We start from the raw sequence: 26,311 nt of genomic DNA, 5'->3' as shown, positions 1-26,311 counted from the left end.
TCTAACCTCCATAATGTTTTTTTAAGGTTTCTCCTATCAGTTTAATCCCAGTAATAATGTCTTCTTCCTTTAGTCTCGAAAATCCTAACCGCATTGTATGATTTCCGCTGTTGTCTGTATAAAAATCATTTCCAAGGGCAAAAACCACGCCTTTTTGAGAACATTTCTTTAAGAGCTCTTGTGAATCGATCGACTTATCCAATTCAATGAATAGATGGAGACCGCCATCGCCGGTTATTCTTCGCAATGGAATGTATTTATTACAATACTGAACTGCCAATTCATACTTTTTCTTATAAACAGATCTTGCTTTTTTTATATATTTTTCAAAGTAGCCATCATTTAAATACTGATACAATATTGCCTGATCTAGAGTAGATGTATGAATGGTACGAGCTCTTTTCATGCTCTCCAAATAATAAATTAACTCTTTGTCTGCTAAAATCCAGCCGACTCTTAAACCTGGGAACAGTATTTTAGAGAAGCTGCTTGTATAAATGACATTATTGCCGTTCCCCGCGAATGCTGCCAATGGCGCTAAATGTGCGCCAGAGTACCGCAATTCTTCATTAAAACCGTCTTCCACAATTGGAATTTGATATGCTGAGTACAGCTCCATTATTTTCTTTCTTTTTTCAGAAGATGTAACAATTCCGGTTGGGTTATGATAGGACGGTATTAAATAAGCAAAGTCATAATTATTTTTTGCCAAGAGGTCCTCAAGCATATCAATATTGATGCCGTCATCTTCCATGTCAATGCCGTCAATTTCATAGCCATGCATTCTGAATAATTTAAGTGCAGAGTGATGGGTTGGATTTTCACAAATAATCCGGCGCTGCTTCCTGTTTAGAGATGAAAGCAGAATATCGAGACCTTCTGTAAATCCATTTGTAATTAATATATCTTTATCTTTAATATCAACGCCTTTTACTTCCATATAATGAAGCAAGTAGTCGATTAGCGGTTTATACCCTTTGGCATAGCCATAATTCAGGACAACGTCTCCTTCTATAGCCATTCGATTCAGAAAAGCCCGTTTGAAATTTTCGACATCAAACAGCTTTTCGTCAGGTGCGATACTATTAAAGGAAATCACATCTTTGTTACGGCGCACTCCATGCTTCATCAGATCGTGTTTTTCTGCGAGCAGTGTTTGCTCACTCAGTTTTTCTGCCCAATTTACTTGTATAGACGGAGACTTAAAGGTTTCAACACGGCTAACAAAATTACCCTTTCCCTTTACCGCATAAATAAGTCCTTCCTGTTCTAAATCTGCATATGCCGTTAAAACGGTATTGCGGCTAATGAATAATTCTGAGCTGAGCTCCCGCGTCGACGGCAGCTTTTGATGTTCAACCAAATGCCCGTTAGTTATCATTCTTTTTAAATATTCTTTAAGCTGAATATAGACAGGTCGCCCCTCGACGAGCTTAAAATCATTAAACACTTTATTCATCTCCTTAAGTTACATTTTTACATGCTCACAGCATTTTCAAAAGGTCCACCTAAAGTGTATTTTTAACATTTAGTGGTTCGGAAGATTTATGTGGCTAAGTAAAATATAAAAAGCCGCCAGAAGGCAGCTATGCTCTACAAAAAATTCAGTATTAGATGTTTTTAATGACTTTAGCTGGATTTCCAGCAACAACTGTATTAGGCGGAACATCTTTTATCACAACAGAACCTGCCGCTACTATAGAATTATCTCCGATATTGACCCCAGCCAAAATTACACAGCTGCCGCCAATCCACACATCGTTGCCTATCGTAATAGGAATTCCATACCCACTTTTATTCCGATCCTTAGGTTCAATTGCATGACCAGCAGTATATATTCCAACATTGGGGCCAATCATACAGTTATCCCCGACTCTAACTTCTGCCATATCTAAAATAGTGCAATTATAGCCGGTGTAAAAGTTATCACCAACATGAATATTGTAGCCTAAATCACAGTGGAAATTATGTTCAATCGAAGGATTTTCGCCAACACTGCCAAATAACTCCTTTATAACTTTCTCTCGTTTTGCTGAATCTTCCACTGCACTTTCATTAAATTCCCGAACAAGCTTGTGTGCTCGAATAGTCTTTCTTTTTAAATCAGCTGTACCCCGTTCATAGAAGATCTTCTCTTTCATATATATGTCCTCCTATATGGTTTTACTTATTTTAACATAGTATTTAATCGTATTCTCTGCTGAAACTAATATCTATCTAGATTATATGTAGATGTTTTTATTTCTATAAACGAAATATATTAATTTGAGATTCTTTAATTGACAAGTTTCGACAATAGGAGTACTATAAAAGTGTAGATAAGAGATAATAAAAAAACGTAGAAATAAATAGGAGGAATTCTTCATGACAAACTTACAAGACAAAGTGGCAATTGTTACAGGCGGTGCTTCTGGTATTGGACTAGCAACTGTAAAGGCTTTCCTAGATAAAGGAGCAAAAGTTGTTTTAGCTGATTATAATGCAGAAGCAGGAGCAGAAGTTGAAAAAGAACTCAAAGAAAAATATGAGGACGTTTTATTTGTAAAAGCAAATGTAGCTGAAGAAAGTGAAGTTGAAAATTTAGTTGCTGAAACGGTTAAACATTTTGGCAAACTAGATATCATCTTTAATAATGCTGGTGTAGGAGTACAAAAACCAACACATGAGCTAACAGCTGAGGAATATAAACGCGTAATTGCGATTAACCAAGACGGCGTATTCTATGGTGCAAAATATGCAATTCGTGAAATGCTAAAAACTGGCGGAGGTTCTATTATCAGCACTTCTTCTATCTTAGGATCTGTTGGCGAACCAACTTCCATTCCATATGCTGCAAGTAAAGGAGCAGTAAACCAAATTACAAAATCATTAGCTTTAGAATATGCAGATCGCAATATTCGTGTAAATGCAGTAGCTCCAGGATTCATCGAGTCTGGCATGGTTAGCAAAGAAGCTTTAGGTGATTTCTACGATGGTTTAGTTGCAAAACACCCAATTGGCCGTTTAGGCAACCCAGAGGAAATCGCACATGCTGTTGTGTTCTTAGCAGAAAACGACTTTGTTACAGGTACAACAGTGTTTGTTGATGGTGGTTATACTGCAATATAATAAAAATTCACCCTCGATTGTTAGCAATCGAGGGTTATTTATTATCGTAGTTTATAGAAGCTATCTCTAAACCAGCTCTAACTTCCCCAAAGCCCTTTACCAATATTTCTCCGTCCTTATCTTCTAAATTAGGAAAAACAAGCACCGAAATAATTTCCTTCCCTCTTTCTTCAAGAATGGATAGATTAAATATCCCAATATGGTCTCTAGCATGGATCTTCTCCCCAGGCTTAACCAAAATGTGAAAGCCTTCTCCGTTTAACTCTTCTGTTTCTAACCCTAACTGCAGCAATACTTCAAGTCCCTCTTCTGTCATTATGGCAATAGAATGCTTTGCTTCGGAAATTTGGAGCACTGTGCCTGTTATTGGTGCATGAATATCGCCGTTAACAGGAATGATTGCAAGACCCTCTCCGAATACTTTTCTTGAGAATACAGGATCTGGCACACTGTCTAACGGAATGATTTCGCCGCTGATAGGACTATGTATGCAAACCTGTGCTTTTTTCCTTTTCATCATTCAGTCTCCCCTTCCTGCCCCTTACTATTTATATAATCGATATAGCCAAATGCTAACGCTTCTACCACAATGAAAAAAGCCGACGCTGATTGTATCCACCAATTTTTAGGGTTAGGGTTCTTTGAACTTGATGCATATAAATTCAAATCCGAATGCCCTGATAGCCAATTACTCTTAAAATTGGTAAGCGAGATAATTTTTGCTCCTTTTACTGCTGGTATATCCAGTAAGCCTTGCAGATTTGGATTTTCTCCGGACAATGACAGCAATATAATTAAATCATCGCTTGTCAGCTTTTCAATAATACGCTTATATTCATTCGTATGCGACATTCCCGGAATTAGCTGCACTGGTTTGCCAATCAATAAGAACAAACGCTGCAGCTCTGCAGCTTGATTTGTCTGTGCAAAGCCTGTAGAAATAACATAGATATTTTTACTTGCTTCAATCGCTTTATAAATGGGTAAAAGATCGACATTATTTAAATATTGCATCGTTTTTTGAACATCTTGGAGAATTTGATCAAAAAGCTCGTTCTGCTCTGGAGTATCTTCAGAATCATTTATTTCCCATTTTACAAAATTTTTAAATTCACTATAGCCGCTAAACCCTAACTTTTGGGAAAATCTTAAAATGGATGATTTAGAGGCTAAACTATTTTTAGCTAATTCATTAATTCCTAGCTTGCCGATTTTTTCTTTATTTGCAAGCACATATTTAGCAATCGTTAAATCTGTATCACTTAAATAGTCATAGTTATTATTAATTAATTCCTCCAGACTCATCGGAATCTCCTTCCATTGTAAAAAAGTAACAGGGTATGAACTTCTTACCCTGTTACTTCATTTTAGCAATACATCTATTCTTAATGAAGCTCTGTCCAAAAATCCTTGTTTGCTTCAATTAAATCATCCAATATATCTTTTGCAACACTTGCACTTGGCACTGTTCGTGAAAGTGTCAGTGCTTGCCAAAGCTTTTGATATGATTTTTCTAAATATGCTTGTACAACTAATTTTTCAACAGATACTTGCTGCTCAATTAACCCTTTTTGGAACTGAGGAATGGTGCCGATTGATATTGGCTCAACGCCTGCTTTGCTTACTAAACAAGGAATCTCAACCATTGCATTCGGATCGACATTGGCAATCGCTCCATTATTTGGAACAATTAACAACATTCTTTCGTACGTATTGTACGCAAGGGCACCGGCAAGCTGAACAATAAATTCTGCATGCTCTCCTGCTTCAATGCTTGTCCCTTCTGCTGTACCAGCTTCGGCGATACGTTTGCATTCTGCAAACACATTCTTCTCACGATGATTCATTACTTCATTTGCTCTCGTAAAGGATGGATTAGAATGCTCGACAACATAATCTGGGTATAAATAATATTTTAAATAGGTGTTGGGTAAAGTGTCTGGATCTACAGCATATATATCTTTTGCTTTTGTGAATGTATCCATCCAGCTGGATTCAGCTAACAGCGGATTGTTAATGCCGTCATTTTTAGCTCCATAGCCCCATTTTTTAACATGCTCTTTCAGCTGTGGCATTAAGTCATTGCCCGCTTTATCATAAAGCTCTGTCCACCAGCCGAAGTGGTTTAAACCATAGTAACGTTCGATTATATCATTTTCAGATTCTAACCCCAATATGTCTGCCATGGACTTTTTAATAGCTACAGGCATATCGCAAATATTGATAATTTTTGAGTCAGGTCGCAAAATCCGGGTAGCTTCCGCTACAATGGAAGCAGGATTTGAATAATTTAACATCCATGCATTCGGTGAATACTGTTCCATATAGTCGATTAATTCCACTACTTTTGGGATAGACCTCATTCCATAGGCAATGCCACCAGGACCGCATGTCTCTTGGCCAACAACTCCATATTTTAAAGGAATCTTCTCATCCTGTTCACGCATTTTCAGACCGCCAGCACGAATATGTGCCATCACAAAATCAACATCAGAAAACGCTGTTTCTGGGTCTGTTGTTGCAACAAACTCCATTTCAGGAGCACGTTCCTTAATGATAATTTCACAAGCATTCGCAATTGTTTCTTGACGTTCTTTATCGTTATCATAAAACTTCAGCTTTCTTAAAGGAAATTTATCCTGGTTTTCAATTAGCATCATCACAATTCCCGCAGTATAAGTACTTCCTCCGCCAGCAATAACAACTGAGTTCTTTTTCATAAAAAATCCCTCACCTCTAGTTTGATTGATTAGTATGAACTAATCCTTAAGGCGAGTATACTCGATTTTTTATTGTAAATAAGTGTTTCGAAGGACATTGGGAAAAGTCCCAGCGGTTGGTTCGTTTTGCTGCTATTTAAAGCTTTGAAGATTTGCCAGTATAAAGTTTTATTTGAATACTTGTACATATAATGATAATTTTTGTTTGCGAAAACAAATCGATTTCATGTGATAACAGCTTATCATCAATAGCGGTAATTTCGTCATAGCCCCACTCATCAATACCTCGCATCCCATCAAAGGCAATGCTATCACTGTTAGCATACACATTTCGTGTAATATCAAAGTCAAAGAAAAACCTTCTAACTTGGCTCCATATTACTTCATACAGTAAGTCATCATAATGCTTAATAATCATTATGATAGTTGTTGGGTCTTCCATATCCTCCTTGCTGTTGTTGTCAAAATGATTAACCAGTTTCATATCCTTGATGCTGGCATCATGAAAGGAATGATTAAGAACGAATTCAGCTGTGTCTGAATCAAAGCGATGGCTAATACTTTGCAAGTTTTGTTGATATCCTGCTAGATCCCAGTGATCTTCTGATATAAAGAACTTCAAATTATATAACTCCCTTTTACTTTTTAGATATGCTTAAACAGATACGCACTTTAATAGGAAAAGGTTTCAGATAACATGCTAGAAAATAGTAAAAAAAGCTGCTTCACGCAGCTTTTTTTAATTAATTACATTAACTGAATTAAACCATGGATACCCGTCAGGATAATCCCAATAATAAACCCGCAAATAGCTCCGTTAACACGAATCCATTGCAAGTCTTTTCCAATATTGTTTTCAATCATGTCAATCATTGTTTCGTTATCAAGCTTATCTAAGTTTTCTTGCACAAGATCACCAATTTTTGCATGGTTCTTTTCAATCAGGATTGTAATTTGCGTTTGTAACCATGCATCAATAGTCTTGCTGTTGCTCTGAACCATGCCAAGAAAGTGTAAGCACATTGGAATCAAATAAGCATCAATAAACTCTTCATCGTCCAATTGAAGCAGGATATTTTGCTGTATTTTTTGTAGGCTTTCCATTATAGTGCTGTCTAAATCCCATTCAGAAATCAACTGATTTTTCCACTTGTCGATTCCCTCTATCAGCTGTTCATTCTCATTCATTGCTTCCATTTCTTTGCGAATATACTGGACTAAAGCTTCACGGTTTGGCTGTCCTTTATGCTGCAAGCTTCTTACACCGCTCAACAGTAAATTTTGCACGATGTTGCCAAGTTTCTCCTCGCTGAGCAAGCTTTCAATGGACCTTAACGCAAATTTAAGCATTCCATCTGCTTCAATCCGGTTAATTACATTCATGGAAACACTGCCAAGCTTGCTTTTTGTTTCTTCTTGCCTTAACCAGTTATCGGCTTTTTTTAGCACATGGTCTAATACTTTTTCATCGAAATTTTCATTAACTAATTTTGAGCTTATCGCTTCAATAATTTTTTTCACTTCAACAGTAGATAGTGTCAGTGTTATTTGTGATTTAATAAACGGGACCATTTTTTCAAGCTCTATATTGCTAACAAGCTTCTTAATCCCTTTAATGATTCCAACTCTTAAAGAACCTTTCGTTATAAGATCTGTAATGGTTGGAAGGAGCTTATCTGTAAAAGAGATATCCTTTATCTTATCTTGGATGCTTTCTTTAGAAAGCCAATCGTTTTTCAAGACTGTAACCAATCCATTTGTAACCCTTTTTCGATTATTAGGCAATAATGCAGTATGGGGTATCGGCAGTCCAAGGGGGTGACGGAACAATGCGGTAACTGCGAACCAATCTGCTAACCCACCAACAAGACCGGCTTCAAATCCGCCTTGCAGCAATCTGATCCAAATAGAATCATCAAACGGTGCTGTTGCAATATAACCAATCCCCATAATAATCAAGGAATATACAGCTAATTTTTTTGATTTTGTTTTCATAGACATCTTTTTCCTCATCCTTAAATAATATTAAAATTTATCTATTCTTTTCTTATTATAACCGCCAATCACAGAAAATATCGTATTTAAGAGCAGCACTAAGCAAAAAAGCCGAATTTTTCATCCGGCTCTCTATACAATCTATAAAAAATTCTATTATTTGTCCAGTCGATTGAGTTTTGCAGAGATTTCTCTAAGAATACTGTTTTTTTCTTTTTGTATTTTCAATAGCTTCCAAGCATACCAAACTGCAAATATAAAAATCCCTATTTTCCCTAACCATATAATAGGAATAAATAATAAATTAACATCTACCCAACTCACGTAAAAAACCCCACTTTTCTTGTACAAGCCTTTTGGTTAATTATATCTATATTTACTGCTTTTAACAAACAGAAAGAACAAGTATGATTCTATTATTGTTTCGTTTTTAATAGTTCCGTTAATTGTTCTTCTGCATAAAAGAAACCGTATATTTTTTTCCTTTTTTTTGTTTCCTTCAAAACTTCTGCTATTTTTTGATGCGCTTGTTGTTCATCACCTTTTAACTTTGCTAAAATAGCTTCACTTCTTTTATAACTGACAGGCTCTAGCGGACTCAAGTATTCATGAAGTTTTTTCATCTCTTCAAGATTTTTATTGCCACTGAAAATAGAATCTAACTGTCGGATATGGCTGATAAATTGCAGAGATAATTTATTCTTCTTCGTTACTGGTATTTGCTTATACGGTTCAATTAAAGCACTGGCACAGTCATAGCCATCCTTCAATAACGTGTAGTAAAAAATCATATACGCAATCATAATATTGTCAGAAGAAGGCTTCATTGTTTTTACCCGGTCTATTAATTCTTCGGACCACTCGGAGGGATGTAAGGGAGAATTCATTTCTTTCAGCAACAAAAGCGATACCAGAAATTCTTTCGTTTGTTCTCCCCCTCTTGATAGCTCGAGTAAAACACTTCCATCTGATTTTAACGCCCCATTGGTTGGATATATCGTTACAATGAAAATAGCCGAATTAAACAATCCGAGATATATAGCTAGATCTAAGTCCATTGGTATTCCGATACTTAAACTGATTAAAGCAGCAGCCGCTGAAAAGACTGGTCCCCCTGCTGCAAACAGCTTATGCTGCTTGGCAATTGCAGTCAGGTCGTCTGTTAAAGGGGAACAGCTTGCTGCACCACCAAACAAGAACCAGCTGTCATTCGCTTTAATATGCATTCTGTCACTGTTTTCAATTGTTAGTGGTCCTACCGTTAAAAAGTTGAACCGATACCCTGCCCAAACTCCGAACAACACATGACCTAGTTCATGAATCAATAACGTCAGCAGTAAAAAGCAAAAGGATATCCCTGTAAAATTAGCAAAAGTAGCGACATTCGTAAATTGAAATGCCAATACAAGTATTCCTAAAACGATTGATACCGGCAATGGTTTTGTTAGTCTGCTCATTCCATTTACTCCCTCCAACACACTAATACGAATCAGTATGAAATAAGTTCCAAGTTTTAGAATTAACTTTAAGTTCCATTATTGTATAATGATAGATATTAGTAAAGGAGGTTTTTAGATGAATTCAATTGACTTAATTCTATTAAACTTTGCAGAAGTCAGAAGAAGAAGTATAAAAGTGTGGACATCTATCCCCTCAGAAAAATTATTCTGGAAGCCGGACAATGAAGCAATGAGCTGTATTGAAATGATTAGACATGTACTTGAAAGCGAGCATTATTATCATTTGGCCATTAAAAACAGGGCAAGTTTAGCTGTATTTGATTCCCCCTTTGAAGGCAGACCATATTCAACTGTTGATGCAGAATTAGAAATTGCTGAGCCTTATCGTAATAGTTTTCTAGATACGATAAAATCCTTTACAGAAGAAGATTTAATTAAAATAAAAATTGACCGCTCTGAATCTGGTTACATAAGAGAGCTAGGAGATATGCTGTTGCGCGTCGCCTATCATGAGTCTGTTCACACCGGTCAGCTCCTGGATTATTTAAGAACAGCCGATATCCCAAGAGTTCGTATCTGGGACTGAGTTTAGGTGGTGCATAAGTATTATGCACCACCAGTTCTGCTCTATTCCATATCCTCCACAAGTTTATCATTAATTTGTGTAAGCTCTGTTTCCGCTGGTAGATTTTCCATCACCATATTAATGCTTGAATATCTTTTTTCATTAGAAAACAAATAAAAACCATGCCCGTCATGACCAATCGAAATGTAAAAAGAATTTGGTTTTAAAGGAACGACTGCTGTTCTCTTCTTATAATGGAACTGCACATTATTGATTGACGAAATGGCATAAAAATCATTCATGACCGCTTGTATATAGGTATCATTAATAATTTGCGAAAGAGTATCTATATCCATAAACTTCACAGTTATATACGCTGGATGATAGAAACTTCTTATTCTTCTAGAACTATGGTAGATTCTTTTTTCTAATGAATATTGGACATTGTATTCTAAACTTAGTGCGTCAAAGTCAGTTAAGTATTCTTCGACGTTATTAGTTTCCAAATAAAGTGATAGATATAAAGGAAAGGTATTAGCAGCAAATAAGAATTTCTTTAAATAATCTCGCTCACTGTTATCATGTTTTTCATCCACGCTGAGATAGTAAACTTTAGGCGAAGTCTGCAAAAATTCAGTTTTAACAGGCAAAAAATGCTCTTTCAACACCTCCTGCAAATCCTCTTCCTTTAACCATAATTGATCCATTGATTTCACCCTTTACATTCCGCTATTAGTCTATAATCGTTCCGCTCGGCAGATGATTGATTAGCTCATCCAATGATGCATAACGGAGATCATTCGTATAGATAGTAAACCCTTGCCCATCATGCCAAATTACAATAACCGTTGCTGCTTCTTTCATATTAAAGCACGGAACTAGAGATTGCTTTTGTCTGCCAAATAAACCTTTAGTAAGTTTCTGCTTATAGGTAATATTATCTGAAAAAGAAACAGCATAAAACTGATTAGATCCTGCAAACCAAAAGCTTTCCTCTAAAACAAGGTTCAGCGCAGAAGGATTATTTATTGTAATTCTAAAGACCGGATATCCCTTTTGTTTTGGTTCTACATAGCCTAATGAATATGGAATGCTTTTCTGTTTTAATTTAGATTCCAGTTCTTCTGTACAGTCTTTATATGCTTCAAATACAACAAAAAGGGAGAATTCATTTTGTTTACATAGAAAGTCATATAAAAATTGCTTCGTTTCCTCATCATAATTCTCATATTCCGAAGGACCAATATATATTTTAGACAATACTCGAGCTTCTTCAAATAGTAAATAATCCTCCTCTGAATTAAATGGCTCTGCTGTTATATGAATCTTGGTCAAGAACAAGCCCCCTCTTCCTATGTAGTTCTTTGTGTAAGTTTTTTTATAATAGAGGTAATTCCGTTTAAACAAAGCAAAATGATTAGTTGTAGAAAGGAAAATACAATAATATCCAAAAATAAATCGAAATACTCCTCGCTTGGCGGTGAATCGGTTGAAATATCCACATTTAATATATTAAAAAAATAGGAAAAACCAATTGAACAGAATAAGCCTAAGTAAATGCTTATCCAGTGACGATAAAATCTTATATTCATTAAACCGAAAAAAATAAACATGTGCTTAACCCTATACATATTGTATTAATCAAAATAATTATTAGTAGATGCTTTGTTTCAATCTGCATAGAGTTGCTACCTCCAGGGGAAAAATGAGAGTGATATTCTTTGATATAATAAATTCTTCAAAAATAAAAGCCGTCCAACTAGGACGACCTCTTCTATACTATTTCGCTGCAGGCACTCATTTACCTTCTTCTTCCAGATTTTTCACAATTAACTTTACTACCTCTTTTTGTGACAATTCATTAGTCAATTTTCTTTCACCAGCCACTCCTAAGTAATCGTTAGGAATCCACCAGGAGCGCATGGCATCTTCTCCAAACTCCAACTTCTTATCACGGGTATTATGGCGTTTGACTGTTTCTTCGAATGTTAGATCAAAGTAATAGGTAAATGCCTTTCCATCATAGAAATCAATTAGGTTATGGAGCATGTTACCGTAGCGGATTTTATTCAGTATCCCTTCGACAATAACATATTTACATTTGCTCTTTCCATATTCAGCAACTTGACGAATCAGATCAATAGATAGGTTCCCTTCTCTATCGTGAACCTTTAGCATATCTCGGCGGATTGTATCCTGGGAAACTAACAGTGTGGCAGTACCATAATGGTCTTGAATACTCTTTGCTACAGTAGTTTTACCGCTGCCTGAATTTCCACGCAAAATTATTAACTTAGATTCCATTATTAATGGTCCCCTTTAGAAAATATTTATCCTTTATTTTTCTGGGTGAACTCCATTACTGCGTTTCGCGAGTTTACAATTTTTTCAATACTATCATCATAATACTTAGATACGTAGGCATAAAAGATAATATCGATTGTTAGGAATTGGGCGAATATCGAGCTTGTAGCAGCACTGCGGAACTGTGCTTCTGGTGCGCGCACATATTGTAAGGATAATCCAACCTTTTGTGATAAGGTATTATGACCAAAACGGGTTAGTCCAATGGTTTGACAGCCAGACTCCTTTGCGATATCAACAAGGCGAAGTACTTCCGTTGTCTCACCTGTATTCGACACACAGAAGAAGATGCAATTTTTTGAAGCTCCTGAAAGGATGGAAGCATAAATATGGGCATCTTGGATTGCTACAACGACTTTTCCTAAGCGGGACCATTTTTGCATAATATCATTTGCTACAAGAGATGAAGCTCCTAAACCATACACATATACAACATCTGCATGCTTTATACTTTCAATTGCTTTATCAATCATTTCATCATCTAATTCTAAAGCAGTTTCTTTAATAACCTGTACTGAATTCGAGACAATCTTTTCCTTAATGGACTGGGTTGTTTCGTTTTTTTCAATATCAGAAAAGCTGCTTTTCAAAGAATGGGAAAATTGGGATGAAAGAGACAGCTTTAAATCTGAATAACCTTCCACTCCAATGGAACGGCATAAGCGGATGACCGCAGCACTGCTGGCATTTGCATGCATAGCCAATTCATGAACAGACATTCGTACAATATCATTGGCATTTTCTAATATGTATTGTGCGACCTTTCTTTCTGACTTGGGCAGCTCTTCAATAATACTTTCAATTCTCACTAATATATTAACGGAAGTCATAGTTTCCCCCTTTTCAATCTCTCTGTTGTAAAAAATAATCCACTTAGTGTTATAGTACTGAATTTATTTTATCAAGAAAAGCTACCTGACTAATAGGTTTTTGATTAAAACTCTAAAAACTAGCGAAAAGCAAGCCTCAAAGATACAAGATGCTTGAGGCTTGCCACTCTAAACTATTCTAATGTAAATTGAAATTTCCCCCATGGCTGCAGAAAATCTAATAAAAATACTTCCTCAGGAACAATACGGCCAACCACATTTGTCTTTCCCGAGTTTTCCATATCTTGCAGAGCGATTTGCAGCTCTCCTTTGTACTGCCCGTATCGCTCATTTTCTATAAGAATATCTCCGCGGCGAATGTTAGGCGTGTTTGTTGCTTTAAAGTCTTCCTGTTTATATTTCACTCGTGATTGCGTAGACCTGATTAAATAATCGGAAACATCACCCCTGTAAAAATGAAATTCATCTAGCACAATTTTTTTCTCAAGCTCTGTGATCGTGTTATATAATTCTGTTTTGAAGGTCAGTATGTTGCTGTTAAGCTGACTTAGCACCTTCATTTCGGCTTCTGAAGCATAGGCATTAGCAATGACCACTTCGTCTATCAGACCTGTCGCAAATAAGTGTTTAGCCTGTGTTTCTATTGGAAGGTTACGATGCATTTCTAGTGTGCACAACCCTTCAGTAACTGGCCACGGGCCAAATGTTGCTGCTTGTGAATTAATAAAAGCAGCTGTGCTTATATTATGCTTTTTAAACAGATCACAGCATTTGTTGAAATGGGAATAACTTAAACCTGCATAACGATGCGGATAAAAATTGTGGGAACCTACTAAATTATCTCGATTAGGCTGATAAGCGATAATATTATCTAAATAATTAGTAGCATTGCTCATATTAATTTCAATCTTTAGCCCAAAGGGATTATGTGTCATGATTGCTTCTTCATTTCCAGAAAAACCTGCATCTAGGCGAATGCCATAAGCACCCATGTCTGCAAAGAATGACAGGTCATTATAGGAAATTCCTAAAGCAGTTAAAACTCTCGGTGCTATATCGACCATTACTTTCATCTCTAGATCATTTGCAAAAGAACAAATTTCTTGAAAATTTTTCATAATGTCCTTCTGTTGACCATTAACGGACAACAGACATGTAAACACCTTTTCAAAGCCGTACTTATGGGCCAGTTGAAGATATTGTTTATCTTTTTCCATTGTGGAATGCTCAGGATATAGGGATATTCCTAACTTTTTCATGAAAGTTTCCTCTCTATTTTAAAATGGAACTGGTGTAATGTTACCAAGGATAAGCGCCTGCTTAGCTCCTGTTGCTTTAGGAACATTGCTTGGTAAATTATTCATCGTTTCGTTTGCTAAGATAGCAAACGCTATTGCTTCTTTTGCTTCAGATGAAAAACCTAAATCCTCCTGCCTTATTACCTGACAAAACTCTGAAAGCTCTTGTTGTAGCATCACAAGCAGCATTTTATTGTAAGACCCGCCTCCGCCAATAACAACTTCGTCTATTTTAGTAGTGGGAAAGATAAACTTTTTATAGTTTTCAGCTATGGACTTTGGGTAAACATGGTCATTGTTGTCACAAAATCATGTTCGGAAACTTGCGGATAGGCATTTACTAGGGAGTCTACTAATGCTGTGCCAAATAATTCTCTCCCTGTTGATTTTGGTGGTGAAGCAAGGATAAACGGAATTTCCATACAGTGTTCCAGCAATTCTTTATTAACATTGCCGGTTTTTGCAATTTCTCCTTTATTATCAAAAGGAACCCCGTAAAACTTTTCGCAAAGATAATCTATTATCATGTTTCCCGGACCGGTATCAAACGCCTGCACATCTTCTATGGCAGCAGCCTTCGGCAAAACGGTGGCATTTCCAATACCGCCTATATTCTGAAGAATTATCGATTTTTCCCTGCTGCCATATAAAAGAAGCTCTGTATATGGAACTAGTGGTGCACCTTGTCCTCCTGCCGCCATATCCATTGTACGGAAATTAGATACTACAGCTGTTTTTGTTTGATAGGCAATAACGGCTGGCTCGCCAATTTGAAAGGTAGACGGGCTCAAGCCTTCTGTTTGATAGGGCTGATGATAAATGGTTTGTCCATGTGATCCGATGACATCAAGGTCTTCCAAGGCAAGCTTTGCCTTTTTACAAACATCGGTAACAGCAGCTGCAAAAATTTCACCGAGCTTAAAATTTAAAGAACAGATTAGTGCGCTGTTTGAAGTTTCAATTGAAAATGAATCATGGATTTCCTTTTTTATGTCTTTGGAATAAGGAAACGACATAAATTCAATCAGTTCAACCTTTGTTTTCATACCGCAGCCGTCTATTTTGACTAATGCCACATCAACTCCATCTAATGATGTTCCAGACATAAGGCCTACAACATATGCCAAATAAGTACACCTCCATTTATCCAAATACTAATAAGAAACAACCTAATGAGCAGCCTACTAATAATGCTAGAAATAATGTAATTACATGCTTTTTATTGTTTAATTTACGTTCAATCCAGACAATCACAAATGTTAAAGCACTGCTGATTCCAATGCTATTGACAATACTTAATGCAGCTTGCTGATTTACTCCAGTAGCACTTAAAAGAGGAACAAAGACAAGATTAAAAATGAGTATTAAGCTAAAGAAAATCGCGGCACTTTTATAGCTAAAAAAGAGCAGATTTTGTGTCTTTCTCATTTGCTTCCCCCCTGTAATAAACACATTACCTTACGCTGCGGATTTTTCTTCGCTTTCTTGGGTGACGAGCTTATTATCATATATTTTAAAGAATGGTAAATAGATAAGCACAGAAAGAACCAGATTAATAAGAACTATTACAATAGCTCTCCAGTCCCCGCCTGTTGCTAAATAGGCACCAATTGGAGCTGGCAAGGTCCATGGCACCATTACATAGGTTGGGCTGACCATTCCGATTGCTGTTGCTATATAGGCAATAGTTGCTCCCACTAATGGCGTAATAATGAATGGAATAATTAATAGTGGATTTAATACAATCGGGACACCAAAGATTACCGGCTCGTTAATATTAAATAAGCTTGGAATAATCGTAGTCTTTGCCATTGCTTTACTATATTTTGATTTTGCTGTTAATAACATCGCAATGACTAATCCTAATGTTGCACCAGATCCGCCAATCCAAATAAACCATTGAAAAAATGTTTCAGGAGCAATATGCGGAATATTGTTTCCAGCCGCAACTGCTGCGGAGTTATTAGCTAAATACACTTCCCAAACGGGGCGGGCAACTGCTCCAACAACGGAGACACCGTGAATTCCAAAGGACCAAAAGAAAGTAATTAAAAATGTTGGCAGAATGACTCCAAGATACGTATCACCGGCTTTAATGAGTGGTGCAACTGCTTTGCCTACAATCGAATGGGTATCTATCCCAAAAACGACAGTAATAAGCGCAATAACGGTTAATACGAGGGTCACAGGTATTAACGCTTCAAACGACCTTGCGACAGAAGGCGGCACAGAACTTGGCATTTTTATCATAATTTTCTTCGATTTGCATAAACGGAGAATTTCTACAGAAAAAATCGAAACGATCATACCAACAAACAGACCATGTCCTCCAAGATTAGCCATCGGCAGGACAAAGCCGACCTCCTCTACCGTTTGGACACCAATCGTAAATAAGAATGCAGCAGTAGAAAGCAGCGCACCAGAAAGAGGATCAATCTTATAGCTTTGAGATAAACTATAGCCTATTCCAAACGTGATATATAAAGTCATGATAAACATTGTTAACCGGTACGGAATTAAGATTTCTGCTGCATGTTTACTCGCCCAAGCTGCAATAGCAGAATCAGCACTCACTGGTGGAAAAGCAATAATCAGAAAGATACTGCCAAAGATTATAAACGGCAATGCGGAAACCACCCCATCGCGGATAGCCCGTAAATGTTTTTGCTCAGATAGCTTTGCCATGGGAGTAGAAAGATTTCTTTCTAAAAAGTCTACAAACTTATCCATTTATATTCCCTCCTAATTGTTCACTAGCTCACCTGTTATTTCTTGGTTAATTCGTGCAGTAGCTTTAATAAAGCTGGTCCGCCAAGGGGGCTGTAGGCTTGTGAAGGGATAACCCCACAAGGAACACCTGCTTCATCAGCAGATTCTTTAAAACTGTCATAACGGTGTCTGACTTGAGGAGCAACCATTGCCACATCCCAACCGTTGCGGATTTCCGAAGCAAAGTCAGTCGCGCCAACTGCTAATACATCCAATATTAAGCCATCATTTTTGGCTTCTTTTTTTAGTGTGTTCACCAAAATGGAACTAGACATTCCACCAGAACATACAAACAAAACTTTCATATTAACCTCTCCTTTACATATCCAAATTTTGATAGCGCTTTCTAAAAATGAGTATAACGTTTTTGTAATAATGTTTCAACTTATATTTAAATAATATGTTATAAAATTTCAAATATAACTATCTTTATAAAGTGTTGCTAATAGCTGCCGAGAATCCACTAAGAGATGTTTTTGTTGGCTCACAAACTAATTTTTTAAAAGTTCTCGGCAATCTGGACAGAGTAATGGAAATATGGATACCGCCCAGCCAATATGTAAATAGACCCTCAAATCCCCGGGAAGAAAGCAACTTATACCATGCAGGTTACATGTTACATGAAAGAGGCACAAACAAAGGCTGGATTCGTTCTCAAAACATGTATGTAAAGGCAACAAAACATCCGGCTGCCTTCTCTAATCTCATTAGGTATTGGTACATTTGCATTAGAAGCACTCGTAAATTTTAATCGCGGTAAGCATACTAAACATGAATGACAAAAAGGGTGCAGATATTATCTGCACCCTTATCGTGATAAACATTAACTATTAATCCGTTGAGGCATCACCAGAAAACTATTGGCTTTCCGGGATTTAAGAATCTTAATCATCTGCTCCTGCAGAGATTTATTACAAGTTACCTGTAATAGTACCTCGCTTTTACGATTAGAGAAAAATTTAATTTTCTTTTTCTTCTTAAGTGCTATTTCAATAAACAAACCTATTAAAAAACCACCAATTAGACCAAGCAAGCCCCAAATAATTGGTCCTAAATACAAGACGAATCCATAGATAGAGCCTAAAACCATAAAGATAGAACCGCCAAGCATCGCTCCATCAAGAATACTTCTGCCGTCAACGGAATGGATAGAGTCTACTATATGTAATTGATCATCAAGATTTTCCATCGGTAAAGCCACAATATTCTGCGGCTTTACTCCCTGCTTTTCCATTTCATGAATGACCATTTCAACAAAGGGAGAATGTTCAAATGTAGCGATAATTTGGACTGTATTATTATCTAATGTGTTGTGTTCTGACAAGTTTTCATCCCTCACTCTAAGGAAACGAATTTGCTCAATATCATATAATGTATTTGTTTCTATTACTGCTGTATATGCTTGATATATGGCAAAGGCATACATTGACGGTAGAAAAAGAAACCATTGCAAATCAAGAGCAGCTGTTGCACTCGGAAAATCACCGAGAAACGAATGAAGCCAAGCACTAACTGCACTTGCTTGATAAGCAACATATATCCACCAAGCTAAAACTAAGGTGCCAACGATTGTACTGCCGGCATATAGTTGACCTAAGCCAGGCGATAATAACGACCAGAAAAATCCTACCCAGGGATTTTTCTTATCAAGTATGACAACATCGAAAAAGGTTACAGCAGATGGAGAGATAGGAGCGTCTTCCACTTCTGCAAGTACATGGCTTTTTGCAATTTCTACGGCACAGCGGTAACTGTCCCATATACTATATACATACACTGCCATATAAAGCAGGAACCAATTTTCGTTAATTTCTGCCTTTGCTTCCTCGAATCTTCCTAGCATGGATAAGATAATCCCCATGTTTACATTGGCCTGACTGTTTACAACGAGCTCCCAAATAATCAGCATAAAACCATGGAGGTACTTACCGAGAAACATATGCCCAAACCCTGGAAAGGCAGCAGACCACCAAGCAGCAACCCATGGAGTGCGAGGATATGCAGAATTTACTCCCCATGCTGATATTGTGCCTTTTGCATAACGAGGTCTTATGTTAGCTGACTGGAATTTTTGATGCGGCATATGTTAGTCCCCCTCGACTCGGTGTCTTTATTAATATTACCAGCAATTGCCTGTATCATTCGGAAACTTCTTTTTTACTGTTTCTTTCTTATCACAGGATTACAAACTCATTACTTTATATTTACTTTTAATGGTCCTCTCTAGATTTCCGCCTTTTATCGGATATAATGGAGTTCTGATAAAAAAAGTTTTAGCAAAAAAATACCCAAAAAAACAAAAGGTCTTCTATCTGTTGGTGCATAGAAGACCTTTTGTCTATTTAGCAATCATTTTTTAGACTAATAAATATTGTGGAGCAGGACCTGTATATGCTGCCCCATTTATTGTTATACCGTTTGTTTAACCTGCTCACGCAATTTCTGTGTTGCCGCTACCATGTTTTTAAGGGATTGTACTGTTTCTTCCTCGCGTCGTGTTTTCAAGCCGCAGTCAGGATTCACCCAGAACTGTTCTTTTGCAATAACTTCTAGGCTGTCGTTTAAGATTGTTTCAATTTCTTGAATACTTGGAACACGCGGACTGTGAATATCATACACACCTAATCCAATGCCTAGCTCATATGCGTTTTGCTTAAGTGAATGAATCAGCTCTCCGTGACTTCTCGACGTTTCAATTGAAATGACGTCTGCATCTAAGGCGCGAATAGTGTCTAAAAAGTCATTGAACTCACAATAGCACATATGTGTATGAATTTGTGTTTCATTCTTTACACTTGATGTGGCAAGCTTAAATGCATTCACTGCCCACTCTAAATATTCCCCCCATTTTTCCTTACGTAACGGCAGGCCTTCACGCAGTGCCGGTTCATCTACTTGAATAATCGCAATGCCCGCTTCCTCTAACACGCTAATTTCCTCTCTCAATGCTAACGCTATTTGATTTGCTACTTGTTCTCGGGATATATCATCACGGACGAAAGACCAGTTTAGAATGGTAATTGGCCCTGTTAACATGCCTTTCACATATTTTTCCGTTAACTCTTGTGCTTCTATGACTTCTTTCACTGTCATCGGAGCGATCCATTCTACATCGCCATATATAATTGGCGGCTTCACACACCGTGAACCATATGAAACGACCCATGCTTGCTTTGTAAAGGCGATTCCTCTAAGCTTTTCACCAAAGTATTCGACCATATCTGTCCGCTCGAATTCTCCAGTTACTAACACATCAAGTCCGATGTCCTCCTGGATTTCTATCCAGCGTGCTGTTTCATTTTTGACAAACTGTGCATATTCAGCATCGGTAATTTCCTTTTTACGCCATGCTGTTCGTGTCCGCTTCACCTGATCAGACTGCGGGAAGCTGCCGATTGTTGTTGTTGGAAAATCCGGTAATTGCAGTTCTTCTTGCTGTAATGCTTGTCGTTCCTTAAAGACAGCAGGTCGTGAAAAATGCTGAGGCTGCACGCTAGAAACTAGCTGACCAACATTGTGATTATTTCTTGCTTCATGCCTTGCCAGTGCATCAATTTTCAGTTTACTCTGTGTAAGGGCAATTTCATTTGTCAACGTTTCGTTTCGTACATAAGACGTTACTTGAATCAACTCTGCTATTTTCTCATCTGCGAACGACAGAGCATCCTGTAAAGCAGCATCTAGTGCTTTTTCAGAAACAGTTGTAACAGGTACATGCTGCAGACTGCAGGATGATTGAATCCAAGCCTCCTTAACACCGCTTAATGCTAAACAAGACTGTGTTGTTGCCGCTTTTTCTACTAAATCTGCCTTCCAAATATCTCGTCCATTTACTAGTCCAATCCCTAATACTTTCTCTTTAGGGAAACCATATTTTTGGATAGAGCGGATATTTCCCTCTCCTCCATGAACAAAATCAAGACCAATCCCAGCAACAGGCAGTTGTGTCAGCTCCTGATATGCGGAAAGTGCTTCAAAGTACGTTTGCAGCATGATTTTTGCGGCTGGCACTTCTATTGATAATTGCTTGTAAATTTCTTTAACAAGCTTAATATCTTCTTCGCTTAGTGTCAGTACTAATGCAGGCTCCTCGACCTGAATCCACTCTGCTCCTGCATCAATAAGCTGTTGAAACACTTGTGTATACAGTGGTAAAAGCTTTAATACAAACGATTCTTTTGCTTTTTTATCATAACCTTTCGCTAGCTGTACGAACGTAAACGGTCCAATAATTGTAGGCTTTGTTAAAAGTCCTAATTCTTCCTTTGCCTCTATAAAATAATCTAAAATATAGTTATTTGTCAGCGACAATTGCTTATTTTCAAATTCAGGAACAATATAGTGATAGTTTGTGTTAAACCATTTTGTCATTTCACAAGCTACAGCATCTTTCCCGCCGCGTGCCATTGTGTAGTATGTTGTCAAATCTACTTCTTTTCCAGACCACTCATAACGGCTTGGCACTAAACCGAACATTGCAGCTAAATCAAGCATACGGTCATAAAAAGTAAAGTCTCCGACAGTGAGTAAATCCAGGCCAAATGCTTGCTGGCGTTTCAAGTTATTCAGTCTAATTGCTTTCATATCAGCAATAAATTGCTCTTTTGAAATTTTCTGATTCCAAAAAGATTCGACACAACGCTTCCATTCCCGATTTTCACCAATGTAAGGGTAGCCAATAACAGTACTAATTAATTTCATTATTATATTCCTCCTGCATCTTAATATTAGGTTTTCTTATAGAATTAATTGGTATTAAAACAGTAAAAACATGATCCTATGTCATTACTCAGGTAGCAGTCACTTCAACAAAGCGCTCACTGTCCAGTTCTCTAATATACTTTGTTAGCTCCTCCGTCATTTCAAATCGTAAGAAAGGCGTGATTAAATAAATTCCTTTAAATTTTTCTGCAGCGGCAGCTACTAGTTCCTTAGCAATTGCAATTCCCTCAAGCCGGGCCTTTAATGGGTCATTGCCGCATGAGGCCATCGCCTGCCTGACATCATCGGGCAGCTTTATGCCTGGCACTTCGTTATGGATAAATTCAGCATTTCGAGCGCTTGTTAGCGGCATAATACCAGTAAAAATAGGTGTTTCAAGATGTTTAGTAGCTTCATATACCTCTTCCAACTGGTTTACAGAAAAAATTGGCTGGGTCAAAAAAGATTGAGCGCCGCATGCTATTTTCTTCTCTAGTCGTTGGACTGCTTTATCCAGATGGCGGACATTCGGATTAAAGGCTGCTGCTATTTTGAAATTGGTGCGCTGCCCTAGACTTTGTCCCGAATACGACAACCCTTCGTTAAACTGTTTGACAAGACTAATTAAATCAAATGATGACAAATCATAAACACTTGTTGCCCCTGGAAAATCACCAAGCTTGGAAGGGTCGCCAGTCACAATTAATAGTTCACTTAGTCCAAGAGTTTGCAAGCCCATCAGGTGGGACTGCAAGCCGATCATATTTCTGTCACGGCAAGTAATATGAATAAGAGGCTCTGAGCCAATCTCGTTCTTCAGCTTCGTTCCGAGAGCGACATTGCTTATGCGCGGGCTGGCTAAAGAATTATCTGCTAGTGTGATGGAGTCGACACCTGCTTGATGCAGTGTTTTCGCACCTCTCATAAATTCTTTAATCCCCAGTTTTTTGGGCGGGTCCAGTTCAACAAGAATCGTTCGTTCGGACTTCGCTTTTTCATGCAGCCCTTTTTTACTTTCACTTTTAGCAACTTCTATTACTTCGATTTTACGCACTTTAATCTGTTTTTCCGTAATTGGTGTAAGATTTCCAAGTGCTTTTTTTACTGCTGCAATATGTTTTGGTGTTGTTCCGCAACAGCCCCCAATAATCCGTGCTCCTTGTTCACGCAAACTTACGGCACTTGAGCCGAAATAGTCAGGGACCGCTTCGTAAACGAAACGTCCGTCTATATATTCTGGAAGGCTGGCATTCGGATAGACGGAAAGAAAGGCGTTGTTAGGGAGCGGCACTTCTTCGAGAGAGCGAATCATATGATGTGGTCCTAAATGACAATTGATTCCAACAGCGTCTGCGCCTAATGCCTCTAATTTGAGAAAGGCATCATTTAAATGGACACCATCCTGTAAATAGCTGTTTTCATGCAAAGAAACATTAGCAATAATTGGAAGTTCCGTTTCATTGCGAGCAATCTTTAATACTGTCTCTAATTCTTCTAAGTCATAATACGTTTCTAAAAGCAGGCCATCAGGATTCTCCATCAGCTGGCTGTATAATTGCTCACGAAAGCTTCTTTTAATTTCATCCAACTCGAGATCAGACTTACGAAAGCTTCTTGACGCACCGATAGTTCCAAATACAAATGCTTTTCCTTTGGCTGCTTTTCTGGCAATGGATATGCCTTTTCTGTTGATGCTGCTAACATCTTCCTCCAAGCCATATCGTTTTAATTTAAAGTAGTTCGCACCGTATGTATTGGATTGGAGTATATCTGCTCCTGCTTCCAAGTAAGCAGTATGAATCGTTTCAATCCGATCAGGATGGGTAATATTGAGCTCTTCATAGCAATTATCAATTCCGTTTGAATAGAGAAGGGTACCCATGGCTCCATCACCAATCAAAATTCGCTTTTTCAACTCATCCCGAAAATTCATTCTATCCCTCCTCCTTTAGTCAGCCTATTACTTTAGTAAGCAAAATCTAAAACTAATATATAATTGAATATTCAAAACACTCGCAATGCACTTTCGAATTCCTAATTGTTATTCTAGAAATCGGTAGGGAATGCCACCTCCTTTTCTGTGTCTCTCTAACGTTGTATGTAGCTTATCATGATTAAATGGCTATAGTGTAACGGATAAAAGTAATCAGCTGTTATAATTAAGAGCTATACCCTTTTTTTGTCAAAGTCACTATATAATGAGGGGATGGCAGTCATATTTATTGCCCGTAAAAAGTTAAAAAGGCATGAGTTTCACGCTTGAACTCATGCCTTTAACAATGCTTTATATTTTAAATTGTGAAATTTGTTCCTGTAATTTCTGTGACATGCTTTGTAAATGGCTGCTTGCGTTCTTTAAGTCTGTCATTGTTGCAAGCTGTTCCTCTGTACTAGCAACAACATTTTGGGTATTGTCAGATGCATTCTGTGCAATATCTGACAATTGTTCTACAGAAGCTGTAATTTCCTCAGATGCTGCTGACATCTGTTGAGACGATGAGGAAACTTCCTGGATTAGACTGTCAACGGATTGAATAGATTCTAAGATTGTTAAAAATGCAGCATTAGCCTCATGAACTACGTCCATCCCTGCTTGCACTTCCTTCGTTCCGTTTTCCATCACATCGACTGCAAGCGTTGTATCCTTCTGGATGGTAGAAATAATTTCTACTATTTCCTTACCAGATGCGTCAGATTCTTCTGCTAGCTTACGAACCTCTTCAGCTACTACAGCAAATCCTTTGCCAGCCTCCCCTGCGCGTGCTGCTTCAATTGCAGCATTAAGTGCCAAAAGATTCGTTTGATTAGCTATATCTGATATTACCTTCACTATATCTCCTATTCTTTGCGAATGTTCTCCTAATCTCTTCACAACCTCAGCAGATTGCGACACACTTGCATGAATAGATTGCATTTGTGTCGACGTCTTTTCTAGTGAATGACGGCCATCTTTTGCTTTTTCTATGACGTCAGACGAATTCTCCAACATATCGACTGAAGAAGAGGCAATTCTTTGAATACCTGAACTCATTTCTTCCATTGCTGCAACTATTTGTTGCGAGCTGTCTGTTTGGACCTTGGAACCTTCCGCAACCTCTTGTATTGCTGCTGCAATATGTTCTGTTGCCTTCGTCGTTTCAGATGCCCCTTCGCTTAATTCATAAGAAGTTTTAGAAACTGATTCAGAATTCCCGGCAACTTCTCTAATCATATTTCGAAGGTTTCCGATCATTTTGTTAAAATTAGCAGCCATTACACCAAATTCGTCAGAGCTGTTAATATGGAGTTCATTCGTTAAGTCACCATTTGACATATCTACAGAAAGATCATTCACTTTCTTAACATTTCGTGACAAATAAGAAGAGTAGAAAATTATACCTGCTGCAATAATAAGGACACCAACAATTCCAATAGCCAGCGAATAATACAATATTGATTGAGATGCTTCTGTTAATTCTGCTTTCGGTATTACCATTCCTAATATCCAATTTGTACCGTTTATCGGAGTATATTGCACAAAGTACTCTTCCCCGTCTTCCGTGAAGTAGCTTTCCCCTTCTTTACCGGAAAGCATGGAAGCAGACAGTGCTGCTAAATCTTTATTTTGTTCATTTTTAATGTTTAACTTCATAACTTTATCTTCGTCTTTTGCTGCGATATATTCGCCTTCATTATCTAGAAGAAATGCCCAACCCTGTTCTCCAACTTGTGTTTCAGAAATAAGTGTTTGAATTTCTCCTAAATTAATATCACTAGTTACAATTGCCTGCAATTCATCTTTGCCGTTGTATATTGGCATTGCTGCAGTGATTAGTGTCGCATTCGTACTTTCATCAAACAGCGGTTTTGTATAAGCTATCCCTGCTTCCTTCCCAAGTTCGCTACCAACCTTGTACCAAATCTGATTAGGATAATCATAATCAGGATTATTATAGATTTCCGTCGAGGTAGTCTTGTCCCCTTCTCTGTAGCTGTACGTACTGAAATACTTGGTGCCTTCTTTATATTGGTACGGTTCAAAATAAATTCCCATTCCGTAAACATCTTGATTTCCCGCTAGTTGTCCTTCAAAAATAGCGTGCAGATCTTGAAGCGTGTAGCTAGTTGCATTCTGCTCTAAGACATCAGCAACTCCTATTGAAAAGGCAGTATGCCTGTCTATCGTTCCTTGAATGTCACCCGTCACAGACTCTAACTGATAATGTAATTTCTGATCAATTTCATTAGATATATAATCGTGAGAGGTATTGTAAGAAACAACAGTCATCACTAACAGTGTTAAAAATACTAATGGCATTAAGAACACCAATGTTTTAGCTTTTATGGACATTCGTTTCACCTGTTTTCCTGCTTCCTATCAAAATTTAATGTTGCCTCAAAAAACCTTCCTACAGAATATATCGGTGTATTATTATTAGAATCAATGAGTAAGAACAATTTAGCAGGAACATGGGAAACATTACCGAAGTCTTATTCTGTTTTAAAAAAGACTGTCCTAAAA

23 protein-coding genes and 2 pseudogenes are annotated in these 26,311 nt (G+C 37.5%); 2 read left to right on the top strand and 23 right to left on the bottom strand.

Annotated elements, in window-relative coordinates; all coding sequences use genetic code 11:
- Position 1: 1 nt before the first annotated feature.
- Both pdxR and LXM54_RS08640 read right to left on the bottom strand, forming a co-directional pair.
- The gene (gene pdxR, locus LXM54_RS08645; protein ID WP_282581442.1) at positions 2-1,450 is read right to left on the bottom strand and encodes a MocR-like pyridoxine biosynthesis transcription factor PdxR; all 1,449 of its coding nucleotides are present in this window, start codon (positions 1,448-1,450) and stop codon (positions 2-4) included.
- A 160-nt stretch (positions 1,451-1,610) separates the two neighbouring features.
- Positions 1,611-2,141, bottom strand: coding sequence for a sugar O-acetyltransferase (locus LXM54_RS08640; RefSeq protein ID WP_233314819.1), 531 nt, complete (start codon positions 2,139-2,141; stop codon positions 1,611-1,613).
- A gap of 223 nt (positions 2,142-2,364) precedes the next feature.
- On the opposite strand from LXM54_RS08640, the gene LXM54_RS08635 reads away from it, so the two are divergent.
- A complete protein-coding gene (locus tag LXM54_RS08635) occupies positions 2,365-3,108 on the top strand; it encodes an SDR family NAD(P)-dependent oxidoreductase (RefSeq protein WP_233314818.1) in 744 nt (247 codons plus the stop codon).
- 34 nt (positions 3,109-3,142) lie between these two features.
- On the opposite strand, the gene LXM54_RS08630 is transcribed toward LXM54_RS08635, so the two are convergent.
- The 7 genes from LXM54_RS08630 to LXM54_RS08600 all read right to left on the bottom strand — a co-directional run bounded on the left by LXM54_RS08630 (position 3,143) and on the right by LXM54_RS08600 (position 9,280).
- Positions 3,143-3,628 (bottom strand): PTS sugar transporter subunit IIA, encoded by a 486-nt coding sequence (locus tag LXM54_RS08630; protein ID WP_233314817.1) that lies wholly within the window; start codon positions 3,626-3,628, stop codon positions 3,143-3,145.
- The gene (locus tag LXM54_RS08625) at positions 3,625-4,413 is read right to left on the bottom strand and encodes a MurR/RpiR family transcriptional regulator (RefSeq protein WP_233314816.1); all 789 of its coding nucleotides are present in this window, start codon (positions 4,411-4,413) and stop codon (positions 3,625-3,627) included. The genes LXM54_RS08630 and LXM54_RS08625 overlap by 4 nt, the downstream gene beginning before the upstream one ends.
- An 80-nt stretch (positions 4,414-4,493) precedes the next feature.
- Positions 4,494-5,828, bottom strand: a complete 1,335-nt coding sequence (locus tag LXM54_RS08620; protein WP_233314815.1) for a 6-phospho-alpha-glucosidase — start codon at positions 5,826-5,828, stop codon at positions 4,494-4,496.
- Positions 5,829-5,964: 136 nt separating this feature from the next.
- Positions 5,965-6,450, bottom strand: coding sequence for a hypothetical protein (locus tag LXM54_RS08615; RefSeq protein ID WP_233314814.1), 486 nt, complete (start codon positions 6,448-6,450; stop codon positions 5,965-5,967).
- Positions 6,451-6,575: 125 nt separating this feature from the next.
- Complete coding sequence (locus tag LXM54_RS08610) at positions 6,576-7,829, bottom strand: DUF445 domain-containing protein (RefSeq protein ID WP_233314813.1); 1,254 nt, start codon at positions 7,827-7,829, stop codon at positions 6,576-6,578.
- A gap of 150 nt (positions 7,830-7,979) precedes the next feature.
- On the bottom strand, positions 7,980-8,147 hold the full coding sequence (locus LXM54_RS08605) for a hypothetical protein (protein ID WP_233314812.1): 168 nt from the start codon (positions 8,145-8,147) through the stop codon (positions 7,980-7,982).
- 92 nt (positions 8,148-8,239) lie between these two features.
- The gene (locus LXM54_RS08600) at positions 8,240-9,280 is read right to left on the bottom strand and encodes a hypothetical protein (protein ID WP_233314811.1); all 1,041 of its coding nucleotides are present in this window, start codon (positions 9,278-9,280) and stop codon (positions 8,240-8,242) included.
- Between the two features lie 118 nt (positions 9,281-9,398).
- On the opposite strand from LXM54_RS08600, the gene LXM54_RS08595 reads away from it, so the two are divergent.
- Entirely contained in the window at positions 9,399-9,869 is a 471-nt protein-coding gene (locus tag LXM54_RS08595; RefSeq protein ID WP_233314810.1) for a DinB family protein, read from the top strand.
- Between the two features lie 41 nt (positions 9,870-9,910).
- Here LXM54_RS08595 and LXM54_RS08590 read toward each other — a convergent pair whose 3' ends face one another.
- The 14 genes and pseudogenes from LXM54_RS08590 to LXM54_RS28455 all read right to left on the bottom strand — a co-directional run.
- Complete coding sequence (locus tag LXM54_RS08590) at positions 9,911-10,555, bottom strand: hypothetical protein (RefSeq protein WP_233314809.1); 645 nt, start codon at positions 10,553-10,555, stop codon at positions 9,911-9,913.
- A 25-nt stretch (positions 10,556-10,580) separates the two neighbouring features.
- Entirely contained in the window at positions 10,581-11,183 is a 603-nt protein-coding gene (locus LXM54_RS08585) for a hypothetical protein (protein ID WP_233314808.1), read from the bottom strand.
- Between the two features lie 462 nt (positions 11,184-11,645).
- On the bottom strand, positions 11,646-12,152 hold the full coding sequence (locus LXM54_RS08580; protein ID WP_233314807.1) for a kinase: 507 nt from the start codon (positions 12,150-12,152) through the stop codon (positions 11,646-11,648).
- A 26-nt stretch (positions 12,153-12,178) separates the two neighbouring features.
- A complete protein-coding gene (locus LXM54_RS08575; protein ID WP_233314806.1) occupies positions 12,179-13,042 on the bottom strand; it encodes a MurR/RpiR family transcriptional regulator in 864 nt (287 codons plus the stop codon).
- Between the two features lie 173 nt (positions 13,043-13,215).
- Positions 13,216-14,301: a DUF871 domain-containing protein gene (locus LXM54_RS08570; protein WP_233314805.1), complete on the bottom strand. Its 1,086-nt coding sequence runs from the start codon at positions 14,299-14,301 to the stop codon at positions 13,216-13,218.
- Between the two features lie 18 nt (positions 14,302-14,319).
- Positions 14,320-15,446 (bottom strand): annotated as a pseudogene (gene anmK / locus LXM54_RS08565) (anhydro-N-acetylmuramic acid kinase AnmK).
- Positions 15,447-15,483: 37 nt separating this feature from the next.
- The gene (locus LXM54_RS08560) at positions 15,484-15,768 is read right to left on the bottom strand and encodes a hypothetical protein (protein WP_233314804.1); all 285 of its coding nucleotides are present in this window, start codon (positions 15,766-15,768) and stop codon (positions 15,484-15,486) included.
- A gap of 30 nt (positions 15,769-15,798) precedes the next feature.
- Positions 15,799-17,070, bottom strand: coding sequence for a PTS sugar transporter subunit IIC (locus LXM54_RS08555; RefSeq protein ID WP_233314803.1), 1,272 nt, complete (start codon positions 17,068-17,070; stop codon positions 15,799-15,801).
- Between the two features lie 35 nt (positions 17,071-17,105).
- A complete protein-coding gene (locus LXM54_RS08550) occupies positions 17,106-17,414 on the bottom strand; it encodes a PTS sugar transporter subunit IIB (RefSeq protein WP_233314802.1) in 309 nt (102 codons plus the stop codon).
- A gap of 518 nt (positions 17,415-17,932) precedes the next feature.
- The gene (locus LXM54_RS08545) at positions 17,933-19,192 is read right to left on the bottom strand and encodes a hypothetical protein (protein ID WP_233314801.1); all 1,260 of its coding nucleotides are present in this window, start codon (positions 19,190-19,192) and stop codon (positions 17,933-17,935) included.
- A gap of 326 nt (positions 19,193-19,518) precedes the next feature.
- Positions 19,519-21,810, bottom strand: a complete 2,292-nt coding sequence (gene metE / locus LXM54_RS08540; protein WP_233314800.1) for a 5-methyltetrahydropteroyltriglutamate--homocysteine S-methyltransferase — start codon at positions 21,808-21,810, stop codon at positions 19,519-19,521.
- Between the two features lie 88 nt (positions 21,811-21,898).
- Positions 21,899-23,743 (bottom strand): bifunctional homocysteine S-methyltransferase/methylenetetrahydrofolate reductase, encoded by a 1,845-nt coding sequence (locus LXM54_RS08535; RefSeq protein ID WP_233314799.1) that lies wholly within the window; start codon positions 23,741-23,743, stop codon positions 21,899-21,901.
- Between the two features lie 351 nt (positions 23,744-24,094).
- Positions 24,095-25,021, bottom strand: a complete 927-nt coding sequence (locus tag LXM54_RS28460; RefSeq protein ID WP_442780451.1) for a methyl-accepting chemotaxis protein — start codon at positions 25,019-25,021, stop codon at positions 24,095-24,097.
- 15 nt (positions 25,022-25,036) lie between these two features.
- A pseudogene (locus LXM54_RS28455) lies at positions 25,037-26,077 on the bottom strand (sensor histidine kinase); the annotation flags it as partial.
- Positions 26,078-26,311 lie beyond the last annotated feature (234 nt).

The sequence above is a fragment of the Bacillus sp. Au-Bac7 genome, from assembly GCF_021341655.1.
Lineage (GTDB): Bacteria > Bacillota > Bacilli > Bacillales > Cytobacillaceae > Niallia.
This window is presented reverse-complemented; position numbering and strand designations above follow the sequence as displayed.